We start from the raw sequence: 18839 nt of genomic DNA on the forward strand, positions 1-18839 counted from the left end.
AGCACGCCGACGGCGACCAGGACCAGCAAGATTTCGAAGAAAATGATCACGGGGTGCTCCTCGACTGAGCGGTGAAGGCGGAACGGGCCGGACCCCAGCTTAGTGGGCTGGGGTCCGGCCCACTCGGTGAGGTGGGTCTCGCGGACGATCAGTGCACGGTCAGCCGAGCAGCTGCGCCTGAAGGGCGAGCGTCTGCTGGAAGGGCACGGCCAGCACCCCGCCCTTCCGGGTCTGGGTGACCATCGCGAGCGTGTCACCGGCCGTGATGTAGGCCCAGCGGGTCTGCTCGGGCCCGTAGGGCTTCTTCTCCTGGTACGCGTAGGCGGTCACTTCCGGCACCCTGACGTCGCCCGAGGCTCCGTCGATGATCTCCGCCTCCGCGACCCCGAGCGGCAGCTCCTCGTCCGCGTCCCCGCTCTTCAGGGAGTCGATCCTGAAGCGGTCGGCGTAGGCGACGGAGGAGAACCTCAGCAGGTGGACGCGGGTCGTCGTGCCGTCCGGCGTCGTCCAGCCCCGGGCCGCGATGTGGCGGAGGGGCGAGTCGCCGAGGGCCGCCTTCAGCCGCGCGCGCTCCTCCTTCCCGTAGCCCGCGAGGTAGGCGTCGTCGGAGACCCATCCGCCGTTCAGCTTCGGGTCGACGGTGGCGCCGGCCGGGGCGGGCAGCAGCAGCTGCCGGAGGTCGGCGTAGTGGATCTCGCCCTCGTTGCCCTCGGTGAAGGGACGCGGCCGGTCAGCCGGGAGGGCGGGCAGCCGGAGCTGCGGGTACTCCCAACGGCCGTCGCTCTCGGTCGCGAGACCGGGCACTTCGGTCCGGTCGAGCGCGGTGATCCCCATGGCGGTCCCGGCGCCCACGCCGCCGCACACGGCGACGGCGACCGTCCAGCGGGCGACGGCCCACAGGACGCGGCGGGTCCGGCCGGGGGCGGCGGGAGCGGGCGCCGGAGCCTCCTCCGCCACCGGGACGGGCTCCACCGTCATGGTCGACTGCTCGGTCATACGTACTCCCCCGGGGACTCGATGTGACGGAGCTGCTTCTCCAGGAGGTCCGCCACCTCCTTCTTGTCGAACTCGGTGGCTCCGGCCGCGAAGACGGAGACCAGTACCTCGCCGTCGTACGCGGTGCAGGTCATGGCCCGCAGCCTGTCCTCCCACTGCCTGATGTCCTGCTCGCTGCCGTCGTCCGGCTTGTCGGGGTCGGGCACCATGTGGCAGACGGCGTTCTTCCCGTGGTCCTTTACCTTCGGCCCCTTGGGCAGCTCCATGAACTCGGCCAGGTCCTTGCGCATGTCGAAGAACTCGCGGACCGCCTTCTTGTCCTTCATCCGCAGGACGAACGTCTCCACCTGGAGGTCGCTCGCCTCCGTGGCGTACGAGCGCATCGCCATGCCCTGGACCCCGAGCTTGTCGACCTCCTTCTCGAACTCGCGGCGCTTCTTGCCGTAGAGGCCCTTGCTCGTCTGCTTGAACAGGGCCGCGGCCTCCTTGGCCGCCAGCTCACCGTCGTTGCCGTACCCCTCGATGTCCGCGCCGAGCACGTACCCCTCCGGGACGGGCAGGAGCAGCTTGCTCAGCGGAGTGGCGGCGCGCCCCTTGGCCAGACCGGTGACCGGGTCGGGGGCCGGGGTCGCGGCTGGCTCCTCCCACGCCACGGTGGGCGCCGTCCGGTCGGCGCCGTCGACGGTGACGGCGGTGTACGCGACTCCGCCGCCGACGGCCCCGAGCACCAGCACGGCGGTCAGTACGTTCGCCAGGAGCCGGCGCTTGCGGCCCGTGCTCTTGTCGGTCACATGCGCTCCAGCTGCTGCTCGGCCAGAGAACGGATGTCCTTCTCGGCGATCTTCCGGGTGTCGGACATGATGATCATGATGGCGATGTCGCCATGCTGGATGTAGGCCCGGGCCATGTAGAGGTCCAGGTATCCCGGCTTCCGCTTCACCGGGAAGACGTAGTAGCGGCCGTTGCCCGACCCCTTCACCTCCTCGCCGGAGGAGCCGGACCTGTCCTCGCGGCTCGCGATGCGCTGCTGGTTCTCCACGTGCTCGGCGGCACCGGCCCGGGAGCCGGACCGGTACTGGACCAGTTGGATGGTGACGGACCGGAGCTCACCCGACATCCAGGACCGCGTCGCGACCCGCCGGATCCCGAGGTCGAGCTGATTCGCCAGCATGTTGCTGGGACCCTTGTAGCCGGAGGCGTGCACGGCCAGTGACTCCCAGCCGTCCTCGCCGTCCGCCCTCGCGCCCTTCGGCCGCGGCACGAGCAGCTTCCGGAGGTCGCCGTTCGCCTTCACCTGCCGGTCCTCCGCCGCGGAGAGCGGCTCGGGCTCCTCGCCCTTCGGGAGCGGCTTCGGGTAGGCGAGGCCCGGCTGGTTGAGCGCGGGCAGCGGGGTCGGGGCGCGTTCGGCCTGGATGCCGTAGCCGGTGGCGGTGCCGCCGACGAGGCCGATGACGGCGGCGACGGCGATCAGGCCGGCGGTCCTGAGGACACGGCGGCGCGGCCGTACGGCCGACGGTGTGTCCGGAGTGCCCTCCGGCGTGTCAGGCCGTGTGTCCGGAACCACACCCGGCGCGCCGGCCTCCGTGGCGACCGGAGGGACGGTTTCCGCCCCGGTCCCGGCCTCCGGCGGCGGTGTCGAATCCGGATTTTGGATACTTTCTTCAATGCTCAAGAGTCCCCCCACGAGACCTGAAGCGCGGATTCCGTCACCCGCGCACCTACCTGACACGTGAGTGGCGCATGAGGTTGCAGTGGCGCGCATTACAGTTCGGTATATGGCGAAGAAGCTCGTGATCAAGGTGACCGCAGGGGCCGACGCCCCCGAACGCTGCTCGCAGGCCTTCACGGTGGCCGCCGTCGCCGCCGCGAGCGGCGTCGAGGTCTCGCTCTGGCTGACCGGCGAGTCCGCCTGGTTCGCCCTCCCCGGCCGGGCCGCCGAATTCGAACTCCCCCACGCGGCACCGCTGCCGGACCTGATCGACTCGATCCTCGCGGCCGGCGGCCGCATCACGGTCTGCACCCAGTGCGCGGCCCGCCGCGACATGGTGGAGACGGACCTCCTGGAGGGCTTCCGCATCGCAGGGGCCCAGGTCTTCGTCCAGGAGGCCATGGCCGACGAGACCCAGGCCCTCGTCTACTGATGCCCGTGTGGCGCAGGTTCTTCCGGCCGCGACGTACGGATGAACTGGCTCTGATCGACGCGGACATCACGGCGTTCGGCGAGGAACTCGCCCGCCACGTGTTCGTCCCGACCGGGCAGGACTCCGACGCGCTCGCCCTGGCGGACTTCGAACGGGCCCTGAACGCCTACGAGCTGGCCAAGCGCGCCTTCGTCGGCGACCGCGACCGGGACGACGCCGAGGACGTCCTGAGCGCGCTGGAGGAAGGGCGGCACGCGCTCGCCCGCGCGGACGCACGGGCGTCCGGTCGGCCGCTGCCCGCACGGCGGACCCTCTGCTTCTTCGACCCCCGGCACGGCCCGGCGACCACCGCGGTCCGCTGGTCGCCACCCGAGGGGGCGGCGCGGCTCGTCGACGTGTGCGCGGCGGACGGGGTACGGCTCCGGGAAGGCAACCCGCCCATCGCCACGGGCCGGCCACCGGTCGTCGCACGCGCGGTGCCCTCGCCCCGTGCCCGCCGCACCGACCACCCCGCGCAGGGCGCCCTGGCCCCCGTGCCGGGGCAGGGGTCGCACCGGCGGCCGTACAGGATCTGGCCCTCGGACACGCCGGCCGCGCAGCGCGCGGAGGGGCGGGGGGACAGCCGGTTCGAGCTCGTCAGGCCGGACGCCTCGACGCCGGTGATCCTGGTGGTCCGGCTGCTCGACGCGAGCGGGTCGGCCGAGCGCTTCGGCCACGAGAGCCTCGCCGGTCACGAGGGGAGGCGGAACCTCCTCAAGCGCGGCGCCTCCGGGCGGCGGGCCGTCGTACCGCTTCCTCCGGACGGCCACGAGACGGTGCGGCTCGGCGTCGGGACGCGCGGCTCATGGCGTGCGTGGCTGCACGCACCCGACCTGGTACCGGAGATCGGGCCGCAGCTGACCTCGAAGGGCTCGTACGTCTTCCGCCACTCCGGCGGCCCGGCCACGATCCGGGTCGGCCAGCGCGGCGGCGGAACCCTGTGGGTCGGAGAACTCACCGACGGATTCGACCGGGGTGAGCGGCTGATCGCCGGTAAGGGAACGTGCGCCGGTGAAGGCCGCCTGAAGGGCCCCGCCCTGATCCACGTCAGTTCCAGCGCCGACTGGCACGTGACGCTTTCAGCGTCCTAGGGCCCGTCTTTCGGATCCCGACGCTTCTTGCCGTCCAGCTCGTCCCACCACTCGTCCGACGTCGGGTCCCCCGAAGGGTCGTCCCACCAGCGGTCCTCGGGGCCCCTGCGGTTCGCGACCATCGCGGCGACCGGCGGGATCAGCATGGCGACCACGCACATGCCGATGGCGACCGGCATCGAGAAGAGCCGCACGACGGCCCAGGCGCCCACGAAGAGGACCAGGCAGGCGCCCATCATCCAGAAGTAGACGTGGCGACGGCGTGCGTACACACCTTCAGCGTACGACCGGGCGCCGCTGTCGGCGGCCGGAGGCCGCCGACAGAAGGAAGACCGAAGGGCCGTGCCTCTAGTCCTGGAAATGGCGTCCAACCCCCCAGGAGGCACGGCCCTTCGGCCGGTTCAACGGTGCGGGATCACACCGCGATGGCGACCTCGGCGAGGCCACCGTGCTGGGCCACGACCTGGCGGTCGGCGGTGCCGCCCGGGACCAGGGCGCGGACGGTCCACGTGCCCTCGGCCGCGTAGAAGCGGAACTGGCCGGTGGCGGAGGTCGGGACCTCGGCCGTGAACTCGCCGGTCGAGTCCAGGAGGCGGACGTAACCGGTGACGGGCTGGCCGTCCTTGGTCACGAAGCCCTGGATGGTGGTCTCACCGGGCTTGATCGTCGAGGCGTCGGGGCCGCCGGGCTGCGCTCCACACATGTCGTTCTGTCCTTACGGTCGAGGGGTCCGGAGGAGGGGAGGATCCGGGGAGTTACTTGTTGGCGCCGAGCTCGATCGGCACGCCGACGAGGGAGCCGTACTCGGTCCACGAGCCGTCGTAGTTCTTGACGTTCGTGACCTCGAGCAGCTCGTGCAGGACGAACCAGGTGAGCGCGGAGCGCTCACCGATGCGGCAGTAGGCGATGGTGTCCTTCGCCAGATCGACCTGCTCGGCCTCGTAGAGGGCCTTGAGCTCGTCGTCCGACTTGAAGGTGCCGTCGTCGTTGGCGTTCTTCGACCACGGGATGTTGCGGGCGCTCGGCACGTGGCCGGGGCGCTGCGACTGCTCCTGCGGGAGGTGCGCCGGCGCGAGCAGCTTGCCGGAGAACTCGTCGGGCGAGCGGACGTCGACCAGGTTCTGGGCGCCGATCGCGGCCACGACGTCGTCGCGGAAGGCACGGATCGAGGAGTCCTGGGCCTTGGCCTTGTACTCGGTGGCCGGGCGGGACGGGATCTCGGAGCCGTCGACCAGGTCGCGGGAGTCGAGCTCCCACTTCTTGCGGCCGCCGTCGAGGAGCTTCACGTCCTGGTGGCCGTAGAGCTTGAAGTACCAGTAGGCGTACGAGGCGAACCAGTTGTTGTTGCCGCCGTAGAGGACGACCGTGGTGTCGTTCGCGATGCCCTTGGCCGAGAGGAGCTTCTCGAAGCCCTCCTGGTCGATGAAGTCGCGGCGGACCGGGTCCTGCAGGTCCTGGGTCCAGTCGATCCGGATGGCGTTGCGGATGTGGTTCTTCTCGTAGGCCGAGGTGTCTTCGTCGACCTCGACGAGGGCGACCTGCGGGTTGTCGAGGTTGGCCTCGACCCAGTCCGCGTCGACCAGGACGTCGCTGCGAGCCATGCTGTTCTCCTCCGGGGCAGTGTGCGGCGGTGTGGTGCGGGTGTGGTGCGGTACGCGTCATCGCGTGCGTACGGACAGCGGACGTGCGTACGGCTACACAGGGCGGCCCTGACCTCGCGGTGGGAGGGCCTGAGGAATACGGGAGCTGGTGGGTCCCGCTCAGACGGAACGACAGAGCATGGCGGCGACGCGGCACAGGTCTACTGCCCGCCGCTTCGTGAGATCCGCCTGTCGCTTCATGCCCTCGATCGTAGGGACGGACAGGCGGCCGTGTCACCGGTGTGTCGTATTTTGAGACGCGATCGTCCGAGATGCGAGACGCGATCACGGCACGAAGGGGCCCGGGACGCCCGTGGCACCGGGCGTCAGGGCGTGTTTCTACTGTTCGGACAGCGGCGTCTCAGCATGTGACCAACGGGTAGGTGCCGGGCCGTCCGAGCACCTTCCGGGTCGGCCGAGCGCCCGCCGGGGACGTGCGAGAGCGCCTCGCGGGTCGCCCCCGCAGCCGCCTCAGCCAGCGAGGACGATGTCTCTGCCGCTCACCGTGACGGCGAGACCCTCCGGGCGCGGCTCGACCTTCTCCACCTTCATGCCGGCGATGACGCCGATCGGGCGCTCGAAGTCGGTCCGCTCGCGGACCATCTCCTCGATGCCCGGGATGCCCTCGCCGGGCACCTCGTCGGCGCGGACCTTGATGGTGTCGCCGTTCACCACGGTCACCGTCGAGAGCACCGTACGGGTCAGGGTGCGGCCCATGACCGTCACTCCGCCGGTCACCTTCACCTTGCCGTTGCCGCCGTAGGCGACGGTGGCCTCCCGGTCCGAAGCGGCGGTGAGGTCCGCGTACGAGATGAGGGCGGTGCCGCTCGCCGAACCCGCCTTCGCGCCCGCCCAGTCGCCGGTCACGGTGACGTCCCGCAGCGCCATGGTCAGCTCGTCGACCCGGATGCGCTTGCTGCCCGCCGTCGCCGAGACGCCGGTCGCCTTCACGTCGATCTCGTCGAACCGCTGGTCCGCGACCTGGGTGAGGAACGGGAAGCCCTTGATGTCGACCTCGATCGACTCGGTCCGGGCGGCCGAGAGCTTCACCCGGCCCGACGCCTCCGACTCGGCGTAGGCCACGGCCAGCCGGTCGATCCCGACGAGGACCCCGCCCAGCACGACGGCCACGATCAACAGAATCCGCAGTGCTCGCATGGGCTGTGCGTCCCCCGATTGGAATGGAAATGGATAAAAGTTCCGGCCCCCCGACACGAAGATCGACGTGTCGAGGGGCCGGTTGGTTCCCAAGCCCTCCCCGGATCCGGGTCCGGTCAGGGCTGGATCAGGGCCCGGTCAGGGCCGGAGCGGGGTCAGGCCAGGGCCCGGCCGAGCAGGTAGACGGCGGGCGCGGCGGCCGTCAGCGGCAGCGCCACCCCGGCCGTCATGTGCACGAAGCGCGACGGGTAGTCGTAGCTGGCCACCCGCAGGCCGACGAGGGCGCAGACGCCCGCCCCGAGGCCGAGCAGCGCCCCCGAGGTCCCCAGGTCGGTGAACCCGCCGGCCGCGATCCCCGCGCCCGCCGAGGCGAGCAGCGCGACGACCAGGGACACCGGGCCGGGCAGCGGCAGCGCGCGGGCCACGACGGCGGCCGCGACCGCGATCCCGCCGACGACCACCGCGTCCGGGGCCGCGCCCAGGTGCCCGGTGGCGATGACGGTGAGCGCCGCCGAGGCGATGGTGGCCATCAGGCCGTACATGCGCTCGTCCGGGTCGGCGTGACTGCGCAGCTGGAGGACGAGACAGAGCAGCACCCAGACGCCGAGCGTGCCGAGGATCGCGGCGGCCGCGTGCTCCCGGCCGGTGGCGAGCAGGGCGGCGTCGGCGGCGAGGCCGCCGGCGAAGGCGAGGGCGATGCCCTGCCGGGCCGGCCACATGCCGTTGAGCCGGAACCAGCCGGCGGCGGTGAGGCCCTGGAGCAGCACGAGCGGGACGAGCAGGCCGTAGGTGCCGAGGGCGGCGCCGCCGGCGAGGAGCAGTCCGAGGACGGCCGTCAGCGCGGCGGGCTGCATCCCGGGCTCGATCACGGGCGAGCGACCCTCGGCGCGGGCGCGCTGGGCGTCGGTGATCCGGGTGTTCCCCGAGGTGGTGGGCGAGGAGAACGCGGGGCCCGCCGCCTCGGCGACGGGTGCCTGGACGGAAGCCTGGACGGGTGCCTGGACGGGCGCCGAGGCTGGGGCCTCCGCCTGCCCCCCGTACGACGGGTACGGCTCGTACGACTGCTGCCCGTACCCCTGCTCGTACGACTGCTGCCCGTACCCCTGCTCGTACGGCTGCTGCTGGTGCGGCTGCTCGTACGGCTGCTGCTGGTAGGGCTGCTCGTACGCCCCCTGCGTCCCGTACGTCTCCTGCGTCCCGTACGTCTCCTGCGCACCATGGGACTGCGCCCGCGCCGCCTGGACCTGGTCGTAGGAGACCGCCGGCTGGTACTGGGTGTCCCAGGTCTGGCCCTCCCACGTCTGCGTGACGTCGTGGCCCTGCCCGTTCGCGTACGGGTCGTACTGCTGCCCGCCGTGTTGCTGGTCGTTGCTCATGTTCCTGGGGTTCACCCTCCTGCGAACGGGGGGAGCACCTCGACCGTGCCGCCCTCGGCAAGCCGTACCGTCTCATGGCTCCTGGTCCCGACGGGGTCGCCGTCGACCAGGAACGAGCACCGCCGGAGGACCTGGACCAGTTCACCCGGGTGCTTCGCGCGGGCCGCGTCGAGCGCGTCCGCGAGGTGCTCGGCGTCGTACGACTCCTCCGCGACACCGGCGGCGGCCTTGGCCGCGGCCCAGTAGCGGATGGTTCCCGCTGCCATAGCGGCGCTCCCTTCGTTCGTGTGCGCGCCGTCCCCCATGATGGGCTATGCGCGGGTGAGCCAGTCCCCGAGCCGGGTGAGGAGTTCCCCGTTCGCCGCGTTCTCGGCGTGCCCCATGCCCCGCTCCACCCACAGCTCGGCTTCTCCGGCCCCGGCCAGCATCCGCGGGTGGTCGAGCGGGAAGTACGGGTCCCGGTCGCCGTGCACGATGAGCAGCGGGGTCGGCGCGATGAGCGGCACCGCCTCCACCGGCGAGAGGGGTACGGGGTCCCAGGCGCGTCGGTCGATCCGGGTCCGCAGCCCGTACCGCCCGACGAGGCGGCCCGCCGGACGGGTGACCACCCAGTGGAGGCGGCGCATCGGCGCCGTCCCCCGGTAGTACCAGCGGGCGGGTGCGGAGACGGCGGCCACCGCGTCGGCGCGTCCGGCCGACTCCCGGTCGAGGGCCGCGTGGCGCAGGACCACGGAGCCGCCCATGGAGAAGCCGACCGTCGCCACGCGCGCGTGGCCGAGCTCACGGGCCCAGCGGACGGCGGCGGACAGGTCGAGGACCTCCCGGTCCCCGACGGTGGACCGGCCGCCGGAGCCGCCGTGCCCGCGGAAGGAGAAGGTGACGACGGCCGCGCCGCGCTCCGCGAAGGCGCGGGCGGCGCGCCGGACGGCGGGCCGGTCGGCCGACCCGGTGAACCCGTGCGCGACGACGACGGCCGTATCGGTGACACTTGCGGTGGAGCGTTCGTAAACCGCCTCGATACGGACACCGTCATCCGTACGCAACATGACCCGACGGGATCCGGAAGTGATCAGGGAGACATCCACCATGTGAAATCGACCCTCTCCCTCTGAACTCATGTGGGCTATTCTGCTGGGCAGAGGATCCGGGCGACGCAGCCCCCGGGTCCTTTTGCGTTTTCCGACCGTTGTTACGGACGGATGAACAAAAGCTCTCAGGGCGCGAGAGAGCGCAGTGATCTGTACGAAGCAGTGCACGTCCTCGCAGGGACCGAGGAGGAACCGACGTTATGAGCGAGCGTACGAAGCACGACCGAGCGACGACCGAAGTAGGTGCGGCGCGATGAGTTCTCTGCTGCTCCTCACCAACGCACTCCAGCCGTCGACCGAGGTGCTTCCCGCACTCGGCCTGCTGCTGCACAACGTCCGGGTCGCCCCGGCCGAGGGCCCCGCCCTCGTGGACACCCCCGGCGCGGACGTCATCCTCGTCGACGGCCGGCGCGACCTCCCGCAGGTGCGCTCGCTCTGTCAGCTGCTTCGGTCCACGGGGCCCGGCTGTCCGCTGGTCCTCGTCGTCACGGAGGGCGGCCTCGCGGCCGTCACCGCCGACTGGGGCATCGACGACGTCCTCCTCGACACCGCGGGCCCGGCCGAGGTCGAGGCCCGCCTCCGGCTCGCGATGGGCCGGCAGCAGATCGTCGCCGACGACTCCCCGATGGAGATCCGCAACGGCGACCTGTCGGTCGACGAGGCGACGTACAGCGCGAAGCTCAAGGGCCGGGTCCTGGACCTGACCTTCAAGGAGTTCGAGCTGCTCAAGTACCTCGCGCAGCACCCGGGCCGGGTCTTCACGCGCGCCCAGCTCCTCCAGGAGGTCTGGGGGTACGACTACTTCGGCGGCACCCGTACGGTCGACGTCCACGTGCGGCGGCTGCGGGCCAAGCTGGGCCCCGAGCACGAGTCGCTCATCGGCACCGTCCGCAACGTCGGCTACCGCTTCGTCACCCCGGAGAAGGTCGAGCGGGCCGCGGAGGAGGCCCGCGCCAAGGAAGAGGCCCGGACCGGTGCCCGCGTCAAGGACGCCACGGGGGATGTCACCCCCGCGGAGGACAGGAACGTGGCGGACGCCACAGTGCGACCTGCCGGTAGGTAGGTCACCCCGCGTAGACTGCCGCGCGTGGCCAAGGTGACGCGGGATGACGTAGCTCGACTGGCAGGTACTTCGACCGCGGTCGTGAGCTACGTCATCAACAACGGACCCAGGCCGGTCGCCCCGGCCACGCGCGAGCGTGTCCTCGCCGCCATCAAGGAGCTGGGCTACCGCCCCGACCGGGTGGCCCAGGCCATGGCGTCCCGGCGCACGGACCTCATAGGCATGATCGTCCCGGACGCGCGGCAGCCGTTCTTCGCGGAGATGGCCCACGCCGTCGAGCAGGCCGCCGCCGAGCGCGGGAAGATGGTCCTCGTCGGCAACTCCGACTACCGGACCGAGCGCGAGGTCCACTACCTGCGCGCCTTCCTCGGCATGCGGGTCTCCGGACTGATCCTGGTCAGCCAGGGCATGAGCGAGCAGGCCGCGAGCGAGATCGAGGCCTGGGACGCGCGCGTGGTGCTGCTGCACGAGCGGCCCGAGGCGATCGACGACGTGGCCGTCGTGACCGACGACATCGGCGGCGCCCAGCTCGCCACCCGTCACCTCCTGGAGCACGGTCACCCGTACGTGGCGTGCCTCGGCGGCGTCCCGAACACCCCGGCCGTCGGCGACCCCGTCGCCGACCACGAGGAGGGCTGGCGGCGGGCCATGCTGGAGGCGGGCCTCTCGATCGAGGGCCGGCTCTTCCAGGCTCCGTACAACCGCTACGACGCCTACCAGGTGGCCCTGAAGCTGCTCGCCGGCCCGGACAGGCCGCCGGCCATCTTCTGCTCCACCGACGACCAGGCCTTCGGCGTGCTCCGGGCGGCCCGCGAGCTGCGCATCGAGGTGCCCACGGAGCTGGCGGTCGCCGGCTTCGACGACGTGAAGGAGGCGGCGCTCACCGACCCGCCGCTGACCACGATCTCCTCGGACCGTCCGGCGATGGCCCGAGCGGCGGTGGACCTCGTCCTTGACGACTCGCTCCGGGTGGCGGGCTCGCGCCGCGAGCGCGTGAAGCTCTTCCCCTCGGCCCTGGTCGTCCGCCGCTCCTGCGGCTGCGGCGAGTAGACGCCTACGCGTAGGCGCCCACAGGGCAGGACCCCGGCCTTTATATAGGGCATACGGGGTTCTGTCGGGCTTCTCAGCCGGTCCTCAGACGGCTCTCATGTACGGCTCCGAGAGTCGTAGCCATGACGGACTTCCAGGAGCAGCAGCCGCAGCAGCCCTACTACCCGCCGCAGCCGCCGAGGCCGCCGTACGACCCGAACCCCTCGTACGACCCCGCGCAGCCGATCGTCACCGAGCCGGGTACGACGGTCTGGCCGTCCGGCGGGCACGTGCCGCCGCCCGTGGACCCGCCCCTCGTCGCCACCGTCCCCGCACCCGCGCCCACCCCCCGGCGCCGCACCAGGCGCGGTGTCGGCCTCATGGCGGCCGTGGCCATCGCGGCCGCGGCGGTCGGCGGCGGCGCGGCGACGCTGGTCCAGGAGCTCACCTCCGACACCCCCGCCGTCGCCTCCTCCTCCGTGAGCGGCACCAACGTCTCCGCGAGCAGCACGGGCACGGTCGCCGGCGTCGCCGAGGCCGTCTCCCCCTCCATCGTCGAGATCTCCGCCGGCTCGAACGCGGGCAAGTCCACCGGCTCGGGCGTCATCATCACCGCCGACGGCGAGATCGTCACCAACAACCACGTGATCTCCGGCGCCTCCGAGATCACCGTGCGGCTCAGCGACGGCAAGAGCTACCAGGCCGACGTCGTCGGCACCGACCCGGACAAGGACCTGGCCCTCATCAAGCTGAAGGGCGCCTCAGGGCTCAAGACGGCCACGCTCGGCGACTCCTCCAAGGTCCGGGTCGGCGACCAGGTCGTGGCGATCGGCTCCCCCGAGGGCCTGACCGGCACCGTCACCAGCGGCATCGTCTCCGCGCTCGACCGGGACGTGACCGTCGCGAAGGACGACGACGGCAGCGGCAGCGGGCAGCGGGAACAGCAGCAGTACGACCCCCGGCAGGGCTGGCCGTTCGAGTTCGGCGGACAGCAGTTCAACGGCGACACCGGCTCGTCGAAGACCACGTACAAGGCGATCCAGACCGACGCCTCGCTCAATCCGGGGAATTCCGGCGGCGCGCTGATCAATATGAACGGCGAGATCATCGGAATCAATTCGGCCATGTATTCGCCCAGTTCTTCGAACGGCTCCACGGCCGGAAGCGTGGGCCTCGGATTCGCGATCCCGGTCGACACCCTGAAGGCCGACCTGGACAGCCTCCGCGCGGGCGGCGACAACTGACCGGCACCGGGGCGGCATGCGACGCTGAGGCCATGACGGGACAGCAGAACGAAGCCGAGCGCATCCTCATCGTCGACGACGAGCCCGCCGTCCGTGAGGCCCTGCGCCGCAGCCTCGCCTTCGAGGGGTACGGCACGCAGGACGCCGTCGACGGCCTCGACGCGCTCTCCCGCATGGAGTCGTACGCCCCCGATCTCGTCGTCCTCGACGTCCAGATGCCCCGCATGGACGGGCTGACGGCCGCCCGCCGGATCAGGGCCTCCGGATCCACCGTGCCGATCCTGATGCTCACCGCCCGCGACACCGTCGGCGACCGGGTCACCGGGCTCGACGCGGGCGCCGACGACTACCTGGTGAAGCCCTTCGAGCTGGACGAGCTGTTCGCCCGCATCAGGGCCCTGCTCCGGCGCAGCTCGTACGCCTCCGCCACGGCGGCCGCCCCGGCCGAGACCGACGTGCTCGCCTTCGAGGACCTGCGGATGGACCTGGCCACCCGCGAGGTGACCCGCGGCGGGCGGACGGTGGAGCTGACGCGGACGGAGTTCACCCTCCTGGAGATGTTCCTGGCGCACCCGCGGCAGGTCCTCACCCGGGAGCAGATCCTCAAGGCCGTGTGGGGCTTCGACTTCGAGCCCAGTTCGAACTCCCTGGACGTGTACGTGATGTATCTGCGGCGCAAGACGGAGGCCGGCGGCGAGCCGCGCCTCGTGCACACGGTGCGGGGCGTGGGCTACGCGCTGCGCGGAGGAGGCGGGGAGTGAGCAGTCCGCTGGCCTGGTTCCGCTCACGGCCCCTGCGGTCACGGCTCGCGCTGCTCACCGCCTTCGCGGTGGCCGTCGCCGTCGCCGCCGCTTCGCTCGCCTGCTGGTTCGTGACCCGCGCACAGCTGGAGACCGAGATGGACTCTTCGCTGCGCAGTACCCGGCTCGACGCGAACGGGGTGCAGAGCCTGCTCGCCCTCTGCCGGCAGGGGGGCACCCCGCCTCCGGTGGCGGGCTCGTACACCGTGCAGGTGATCCTCGCCAACGGCAGCGTCTGCACCTCGGGCAAGGCCGCCATCCCGGCGGGCGCGGGCGACCTCGCGGTGGCGCGGGGACAGCTGGAGTACGCCCTGCACACCGTGAAGGACGACAGCGGACGGGAGATGCGGGTCTACACCTACCCGCAGGACGGCCCGATCGGGCTCGCCGTCTCCGTCGCCCGGCCGCTCGACGAGATCGACAACTCGATGTCCACCCTGCGCTGGGTGCTCCTCCTGGTCTCCGGGATCGGGGTCGTCGGCGCGGGCGCGGCCGGCCTGTGGGTCGCGCGGACCGGCCTCGAACCGGTGAACCGGCTGACCGGGGCCGTCGAACACGTCGCCGCGACCGAGGACCTGACCGTCCGCATCCCGGTGGAGGGCGAGGACGAGATCGCCCGCCTCTCCCGCTCCTTCAACGCGATGACCGCGGCGCTCGCGACCTCCCGTGACCGGCAGGCGCAGCTCATCGCGGACGCGGGCCACGAGCTCCGCACGCCGCTCACCTCCCTCCGTACGAACGTCGAACTCCTCGCGCGCAGCGAGGAGACGGGCCGGGCGATCCCGCCGGAGGACCGGCGGGCCCTGATGGCCTCGGTGAAGGCGCAGATGACGGAGCTGGCCGCGCTGATCGGCGATCTCCAGGAACTGGCCCGCCCGGACGCGGCGGCACCGGGCCCCCTCGAAGTGGTCCCGCTGCACACGATCCTGCGGACGGCCCTGGACCGGGCGCGGCTGCGCGGCCCGGAGCTGGCCTTCGTCACGGACCTGGCGCCCTGGTACGTACGGGCGGAACCGGCGGCCCTGGAGCGGGCCCTGATGAACGTCCTGGACAACGCGGTGAAGTTCTCGCCGCCCCGGGGCACGGTCGAGGTGACCCTGATGCGCGGCGAACTGACCGTCCGCGACCAGGGTCCCGGCATCGCCCCGGACGAGCTCCCGCACGTCTTCGACCGCTTCTGGCGCTCCCCCTCGGCCCGCAGCCTCCCGGGCTCGGGCCTGGGCCTGTCGATCGTGGCCCGTACGGTCCACCACGCGGGCGGCACGGTCGCCCTCACGCCGGCGGAGGGCGGCGGGACGGTGGCGACGGTACGGCTGCCGGGGGCGCCGACGCCGCCGCCGGAGGGGTGACGCGCCCCTGACCGGGGTGGGAGAAAACCCTTCGGCGATCGGCCGCCGTCCGGGGCAGAGTGACGCCATGGACGACGGACGCGGACTGGCCCCCGACGGAACGATCCTGCGCGAAGGCGCCCTGGAGCGCGTGCCCCCGGCGTTCGCGCCGGTCGTCGAGGCGGCGCGGGCCGGGATCTCCGGCACGTTCGGGCCGGACCGTCTGCACAGCGCCTACCTGTACGGCAGCCTTCCCCGCGGCACCGCGGTCCCGGGCGTCTCAGACCTCGACCTCGAACTGGCCCTGCACGACGAACCCACGGCGGCCGACCAGGCGGACGCCCGCGCCCTGGAAGCCGCGCTCGACCGGGACTTCCCCGTGATCGACGGCGTCGGCATCGTGCTCTCCCACACCCGGACGGTGCTCAGCGAAGCCGAGCGCCACGACGGGGGCTTCTTCATCGCCTGCCTCTGCACGCCGCTCATCGGCCCCGACCTCGCCGACGAGTTGCCCCGGTACCGCCCCACCTCGCTCCTGGCCCGCGAGACGAACGGCGACCTCGGCCGGCTCATCCCCGGCTGGCGCACCCGGGCCGCCGAAGGCACGGACCCGCACGTCCTCCGGCGGCGGGTCGGCCGAAGGCTCGTCCGTACCGGCTTCACCCTCGTCATGCCCCGGTGGGGCGGCTGGACCAGCGACCTCGACCGGCAGGCCGCCGTCTTCGGCGGCTTCTACCCGGATCGCGCCGAACAGATGCGGCTCGCCGTGACGACGGGCCGCTCGGTCGCGCCCGACCCGGCGGTCCTCGGGATGCTCATCGACGACCTGGCGCCCTGGCTGGCGGCCGAGTACGCGCGCGTACACGGCGAAAAGAGTCCGCGCGCCCTCTAGGGCCTTTCGTTTGGATCATGCCGGGCTCGCGGGGTCCGGCCTGATCCAAACGAAAGACCCTAGTTGTGCCGGAGCAGGGCTTCCACGAGTCCGGCGCGGGTGTTCGGGTAGTCCATGGGGACGATCCCGAGCCCCGTACGGCCGGACATCTCGGCGCCGTCGAGGAAGCCGTGGACGCGCGGGTTCAGCCGGTCGGAGTTCCAGCGGGGCGGCAGGTAGGCGGAGGTGCTGGTGAAGTTCACGTAGAGGCGGCCGGGCTGTTCGACGGCGGCGCGGAAGTGGGCCTCGATCTTCGGGTACTTGGCGTCGGGCAGCGCGTTCCAGTCGTCCTGGACGGCGAAGAGGGAGCCGTCCCCCCATCTCACGCCCGGCAGTCCGCCGTTGTCGGCGAGGAGGACGACCCGGCCGCGGGCCTCGCCGAGGAGCGGCAGCCCGGAGCCGATGCGGAAGAGGGAGCGCCAGCCCCGCCCGTCGAGGTAGTCGTCGAACACCGCGCGGAAGGTGGCGTCGGACTCCTCGGAGTACTCCTGCCGGACCCGCATGAGGACGGTCTCGGAGGGGTGCGCGGCGAGGAAGTCGCGGCAGGCGACGAGGACGTCCCCGAACATCATGTTCTGGTACGAGGGGCCGTGGTGGATGGCGAAGGACCCGCCGGTCACCCGGCACCGGATGTCCAGGAAGCGGATGCCGCTGTCCAACTGCTGGGCGATGGTGGTGTTCTGGCACTCGGACCAGAGGCCGCCGAACCGGGCGCCCGAGTCGTGGGTGCCGGGGATGGTGAGCTGCCGCAGGGCCGTCCCGTCGCCGTGCGCGGCCATCCAGGCGCGTACGTCCACGGCGGAGGCGCTGGGCGCCCCGAGCATCACTCCGGCCCCGGCGGCGAGGGCCCCCACGAGAAAGCGTCGTCGCTCCATGCCCGGATGATGTCAGGGTCACGACAAAGACGCCAGAGGTCTTCCGGACGTACGCGAAAGGGGCGGCGGCCCGTCGGAACGGTCCGCCGCCCCCTCGCTCAGGGGCCCCGGAAGGGCTGCTCAGTTCTGCGTACGGCTACTTGATGACCGTGATGCGGTCCGTCGCCGGCGGGGCCAGCGGCGCGGCGGCCGAGGAGTGGGCCGTCAGGTAGGCGGTGAACATGTCCAGGTCGGACGCGCCGACAAGCTTGTTCTTGTGCTCCTTCAGGACGGCGAAGCCGTCGCCGCCACCGGCCAGGAACTCGTTCATCGCGACCCGGTAGGTCTTGGCCGGGTCGATCGCCTCACCGTTGAGCCGCACCGAGCCGACCACGATCCGGTCGGCACCGGTCTTCGTCATGTCCAGGGTGTAGGTGAAGTTCTTCGACACCTGGAGGATCTTCGGGGCGCCCAGGTTGGCGCCGCTGACCTGCTGCTGGAGCGTGGTGATGAGCTGGGCGCCGGTCAGGTCGACCGCCGTCATCATGTTGGTGAACGGCTGGACGGTGTACGCCTCGCCGTAGGTCACGACCCCGTCGCCCTCGGCGCCGGACGCCTTGCGGGTCAGCGGCGCGCGGACGCCGCCCGGGTTCATCAGGGCGAGCTGCGCGCCGCCCTTGTCGGCCGGGGCCATGCCCTCCAGCTGCGCGTCCGCGATCAGGTTGCCCATCGGCTTCTCGTACACCCCCGCGTCGAGGGGGTTCTCGATGTCGGCGGAGATGTGGCCGACAGGACGGCCGGCGATCGGCGCGGCCAGGTCCTTCCAGCGCTTGATCAGCTTGCTCATGTCGTCGGCCGGGGCCACGGTACGGGTGACGACGTGGTTCGCGGAGGCGACGGCGGTGCGGACGATGTCCTTCGTACGACGGTCGTAGGTGAGCGTCGTGTCGGTGTAGAGCCTGCCGAAGGAAGCCGCCGAGGTGACCGTGCGCGGCTTGCCCGCCGGGTCCGCGATGGTGCACGCGTACGCCTGGTGGGTGTGGCCGGTGACGAGGGCGTCGACCTGCGGGCTGACGTTCTTGGCGATGTCGACGATCGGGCCGGAGATGCCGTTGCCGGGACCCGGGCTGTCACAGTCGTAGTTGTACGCGCCCGAGGCCGGCAGGCCGCCCTCGTGGAGCAGGGCGACGATCGACTTCACGCCCTTGCGCTCGAGCACCTTGGCGTACTTGTTGATCGTCTCGACCTCGTCGCCGAACTCCAGGCCCTTGATGCCCTCGGCCGACACGATGTTGGCGGTGCCCTCGAGGGTGACGCCGATGAAGCCGATCTTGACGCCGTCCTTCTCCCAGACGAAGTACGGGTCGAGCAGCGGCTTGCCGCTCTTCTCGTCCGTCACGTTGGCCGCGAGGTAGGGGAAGTCCGCCCCCTCGAAGGTCTTGCCCTCCTCGAAGCAGCCCTCGGTCGGGTGACAGCCGCCGTTCTGTATCCGGGCCAGCTCGCGCGCGCCCTCGTCGAACTCGTGGTTGCCGACCGAGCTCACGTCGAGCTTCAGCTTGTTCAGCGCCTCGATGGTCGGCTCGTCGTGGAACAGCCCGGAGACCAGCGGCGAGGCGCCGATCATGTCGCCCGCGGCCGCGGTGACGGAGTAGCGGTTGCCCTCGCGGGCCTGCCGCAGGTGCGTGGCGAGGTACTCGACGCCGCCGACGTCATTGATCGTCTCGGGAGTGCCGTCCTCCTTGAGGCGGGTGAGCCGGCCCGAAGAGCCGGTCGGCGGCTCCAGGTTGCCGTGCAGGTCGTTGAAGGACAGCAGCTGGACGTCGACCATCCGGCCCCATCCCTTGCCGTTCCCGTACCCGGCGGCGAACTCGTCCCCGGACGCCCCGGCCGACGGCATCGTGGCGACGAGCGCCCCGACCGTCGCAAGCCCCGCCCCGGTGGCGAGAATCCGCCGCACGGTCTTGTTCTTCCTCGATGCCACTGCCATGTCTCCCACTCGTCCCCTTGCCCCGTTTCGTCGGGCCTTGGTCTGCTCCCCGTTGCGCGTGCAGCCTAGAGTCA

The 18839-nt window shown here is 71.7% G+C and carries 21 protein-coding genes; 8 read left to right on the forward strand and 13 right to left on the reverse strand.

The features are described 5' to 3' along the window. Window positions 1–159 precede the first annotated feature (159 nt). The 3 genes from IO20_RS0126005 to IO20_RS0126015 are packed head-to-tail and all read right to left on the reverse strand — an operon-like array spanning window position 160 to window position 2560. The gene (locus IO20_RS0126005) at window positions 160–996 is read right to left on the reverse strand and encodes a hypothetical protein (protein ID WP_030554317.1); all 837 of its coding nucleotides are present in this window, start codon (window positions 994–996) and stop codon (window positions 160–162) included. Continuing rightward, window positions 993–1787, reverse strand: a complete 795-nt coding sequence (locus IO20_RS0126010; RefSeq protein WP_030554319.1) for a hypothetical protein — start codon at window positions 1785–1787, stop codon at window positions 993–995. The genes IO20_RS0126005 and IO20_RS0126010 overlap by 4 nt, the downstream gene beginning before the upstream one ends. After that, the gene (locus tag IO20_RS0126015; RefSeq protein ID WP_030554321.1) at window positions 1784–2560 is read right to left on the reverse strand and encodes a hypothetical protein; all 777 of its coding nucleotides are present in this window, start codon (window positions 2558–2560) and stop codon (window positions 1784–1786) included. The genes IO20_RS0126010 and IO20_RS0126015 overlap by 4 nt, the downstream gene beginning before the upstream one ends. A 211-nt stretch (window positions 2561–2771) precedes the next feature. Here IO20_RS0126015 and IO20_RS0126020 point away from each other — a divergent pair, with 211 nt between their 5' ends. Together IO20_RS0126020 and IO20_RS37740 are read left to right on the forward strand one after the other, a co-directional pair. Then, window positions 2772–3137, forward strand: coding sequence for a DsrE family protein (locus IO20_RS0126020; protein WP_030554322.1), 366 nt, complete (start codon window positions 2772–2774; stop codon window positions 3135–3137). Window positions 3138–3142: 5 nt separating this feature from the next. Next, window positions 3143–4267, forward strand: coding sequence for a serine/threonine-protein kinase (locus tag IO20_RS37740; RefSeq protein ID WP_157850804.1), 1125 nt, complete (start codon window positions 3143–3145; stop codon window positions 4265–4267). Here IO20_RS37740 and IO20_RS0126030 read toward each other — a convergent pair. The 8 genes from IO20_RS0126030 to IO20_RS0126060 all read right to left on the reverse strand — a co-directional run bounded on the left by IO20_RS0126030 (window position 4264) and on the right by IO20_RS0126060 (window position 9559). After that, on the reverse strand, window positions 4264–4629 hold the full coding sequence (locus tag IO20_RS0126030; protein ID WP_078946174.1) for a DUF3099 domain-containing protein: 366 nt from the start codon (window positions 4627–4629) through the stop codon (window positions 4264–4266). The two genes, IO20_RS37740 and IO20_RS0126030, sit on opposite strands and share 4 nt — an antisense overlap. Before the next feature lie 53 nt (window positions 4630–4682). Then, entirely contained in the window at window positions 4683–4970 is a 288-nt protein-coding gene (locus IO20_RS0126035) for a DUF1416 domain-containing protein (RefSeq protein ID WP_015035121.1), read from the reverse strand. Window positions 4971–5022: 52 nt separating this feature from the next. After that, complete coding sequence (locus IO20_RS0126040; protein ID WP_030554327.1) at window positions 5023–5868, reverse strand: sulfurtransferase; 846 nt, start codon at window positions 5866–5868, stop codon at window positions 5023–5025. 159 nt (window positions 5869–6027) lie between these two features. Beyond that, window positions 6028–6108: a putative leader peptide gene (locus IO20_RS42400; protein ID WP_350497993.1), complete on the reverse strand. Its 81-nt coding sequence runs from the start codon at window positions 6106–6108 to the stop codon at window positions 6028–6030. A gap of 270 nt (window positions 6109–6378) precedes the next feature. After that, window positions 6379–7065, reverse strand: coding sequence for an LmeA family phospholipid-binding protein (locus IO20_RS0126045; RefSeq protein WP_030554329.1), 687 nt, complete (start codon window positions 7063–7065; stop codon window positions 6379–6381). A 155-nt stretch (window positions 7066–7220) separates the two neighbouring features. Continuing rightward, window positions 7221–8441 carry a polyadenylate binding domain-containing protein gene (locus IO20_RS0126050; protein ID WP_030554330.1) on the reverse strand — a complete coding sequence of 407 codons (1221 nt, stop codon included), beginning with the start codon at window positions 8439–8441 and terminating at the stop codon, window positions 7221–7223. Window positions 8442–8452: 11 nt separating this feature from the next. Further along, entirely contained in the window at window positions 8453–8707 is a 255-nt protein-coding gene (locus IO20_RS0126055; protein WP_030554331.1) for a MoaD/ThiS family protein, read from the reverse strand. Between the two features lie 45 nt (window positions 8708–8752). Further along, the gene (locus tag IO20_RS0126060) at window positions 8753–9559 is read right to left on the reverse strand and encodes an alpha/beta hydrolase family protein (RefSeq protein WP_030554333.1); all 807 of its coding nucleotides are present in this window, start codon (window positions 9557–9559) and stop codon (window positions 8753–8755) included. A gap of 223 nt (window positions 9560–9782) precedes the next feature. On the opposite strand from IO20_RS0126060, the gene IO20_RS0126065 reads away from it, so the two are divergent. From IO20_RS0126065 to IO20_RS0126090, 6 genes are all read left to right on the forward strand, one after another. After that, window positions 9783–10592, forward strand: coding sequence for a response regulator transcription factor (locus IO20_RS0126065; RefSeq protein WP_030554335.1), 810 nt, complete (start codon window positions 9783–9785; stop codon window positions 10590–10592). 24 nt (window positions 10593–10616) lie between these two features. Then, entirely contained in the window at window positions 10617–11642 is a 1026-nt protein-coding gene (locus IO20_RS0126070; RefSeq protein WP_030554336.1) for a LacI family DNA-binding transcriptional regulator, read from the forward strand. A 122-nt stretch (window positions 11643–11764) separates the two neighbouring features. After that, a complete protein-coding gene (locus IO20_RS0126075; RefSeq protein ID WP_030554338.1) occupies window positions 11765–12865 on the forward strand; it encodes a S1C family serine protease in 1101 nt (366 codons plus the stop codon). A gap of 32 nt (window positions 12866–12897) precedes the next feature. Beyond that, window positions 12898–13626 carry a response regulator transcription factor gene (locus IO20_RS0126080; protein ID WP_030554339.1) on the forward strand — a complete coding sequence of 243 codons (729 nt, stop codon included), beginning with the start codon at window positions 12898–12900 and terminating at the stop codon, window positions 13624–13626. Beyond that, window positions 13623–15014, forward strand: coding sequence for a sensor histidine kinase (locus tag IO20_RS0126085; RefSeq protein WP_030554340.1), 1392 nt, complete (start codon window positions 13623–13625; stop codon window positions 15012–15014). Before IO20_RS0126080 ends, IO20_RS0126085 begins: the two co-directional genes overlap by 4 nt. Before the next feature lie 67 nt (window positions 15015–15081). Then, window positions 15082–15885, forward strand: coding sequence for a nucleotidyltransferase domain-containing protein (locus IO20_RS0126090; RefSeq protein ID WP_030554341.1), 804 nt, complete (start codon window positions 15082–15084; stop codon window positions 15883–15885). A gap of 59 nt (window positions 15886–15944) precedes the next feature. Here the strand turns inward: IO20_RS0126090 and IO20_RS0126095 are convergent, their stop codons facing one another. Together IO20_RS0126095 and IO20_RS0126100 are read right to left on the reverse strand one after the other, a co-directional pair. Next, the gene (locus IO20_RS0126095) at window positions 15945–16799 is read right to left on the reverse strand and encodes a phosphatidylinositol-specific phospholipase C (RefSeq protein ID WP_030554342.1); all 855 of its coding nucleotides are present in this window, start codon (window positions 16797–16799) and stop codon (window positions 15945–15947) included. A gap of 136 nt (window positions 16800–16935) precedes the next feature. After that, entirely contained in the window at window positions 16936–18765 is a 1830-nt protein-coding gene (locus IO20_RS0126100; protein ID WP_030554344.1) for a bifunctional metallophosphatase/5'-nucleotidase, read from the reverse strand. Between the last annotated feature and the right edge of the window lie 74 nt (window positions 18766–18839).

It is taken from the genome of Streptomyces exfoliatus (genome assembly GCF_000725545.1).
GTDB lineage: Bacteria > Actinomycetota > Actinomycetes > Streptomycetales > Streptomycetaceae > Streptomyces > Streptomyces exfoliatus.

Bases quoted from the DNA above. Each gene is read 5' to 3' on its own strand.
- IO20_RS0126080 (WP_030554339.1), top strand. From the start codon at position 12,898: ATGACGGGACAGCAGAACGAAGCCGAGCGCATCCTCATCGTCGACGAC.
- IO20_RS0126060 (WP_030554333.1), bottom strand. From the start codon at position 9,559: ATGAGTTCAGAGGGAGAGGGTCGATTTCACATGGTGGATGTCTCCCTG.
- IO20_RS0126055 (WP_030554331.1), bottom strand. From the start codon at position 8,707: ATGGCAGCGGGAACCATCCGCTACTGGGCCGCGGCCAAGGCCGCCGCC.
- IO20_RS0126005 (WP_030554317.1), bottom strand. From the start codon at position 996: ATGACCGAGCAGTCGACCATGACGGTGGAGCCCGTCCCGGTGGCGGAG.
- IO20_RS0126050 (WP_030554330.1), bottom strand. From the start codon at position 8,441: ATGAGCAACGACCAGCAACACGGCGGGCAGCAGTACGACCCGTACGCG.
- IO20_RS0126065 (WP_030554335.1), top strand. From the start codon at position 9,783: ATGAGTTCTCTGCTGCTCCTCACCAACGCACTCCAGCCGTCGACCGAG.
- IO20_RS0126040 (WP_030554327.1), bottom strand. From the start codon at position 5,868: ATGGCTCGCAGCGACGTCCTGGTCGACGCGGACTGGGTCGAGGCCAAC.
- IO20_RS0126100 (WP_030554344.1), bottom strand. From the start codon at position 18,765: ATGGCAGTGGCATCGAGGAAGAACAAGACCGTGCGGCGGATTCTCGCC.
- IO20_RS0126035 (WP_015035121.1), bottom strand. From the start codon at position 4,970: ATGTGTGGAGCGCAGCCCGGCGGCCCCGACGCCTCGACGATCAAGCCC.
- IO20_RS0126075 (WP_030554338.1), top strand. From the start codon at position 11,765: ATGACGGACTTCCAGGAGCAGCAGCCGCAGCAGCCCTACTACCCGCCG.
- IO20_RS0126020 (WP_030554322.1), top strand. From the start codon at position 2,772: ATGGCGAAGAAGCTCGTGATCAAGGTGACCGCAGGGGCCGACGCCCCC.
- IO20_RS0126045 (WP_030554329.1), bottom strand. From the start codon at position 7,065: ATGCGAGCACTGCGGATTCTGTTGATCGTGGCCGTCGTGCTGGGCGGG.
- IO20_RS0126095 (WP_030554342.1), bottom strand. From the start codon at position 16,799: ATGGAGCGACGACGCTTTCTCGTGGGGGCCCTCGCCGCCGGGGCCGGA.
- IO20_RS42400 (WP_350497993.1), bottom strand. From the start codon at position 6,108: ATGAAGCGACAGGCGGATCTCACGAAGCGGCGGGCAGTAGACCTGTGC.
- IO20_RS0126090 (WP_030554341.1), top strand. From the start codon at position 15,082: ATGGACGACGGACGCGGACTGGCCCCCGACGGAACGATCCTGCGCGAA.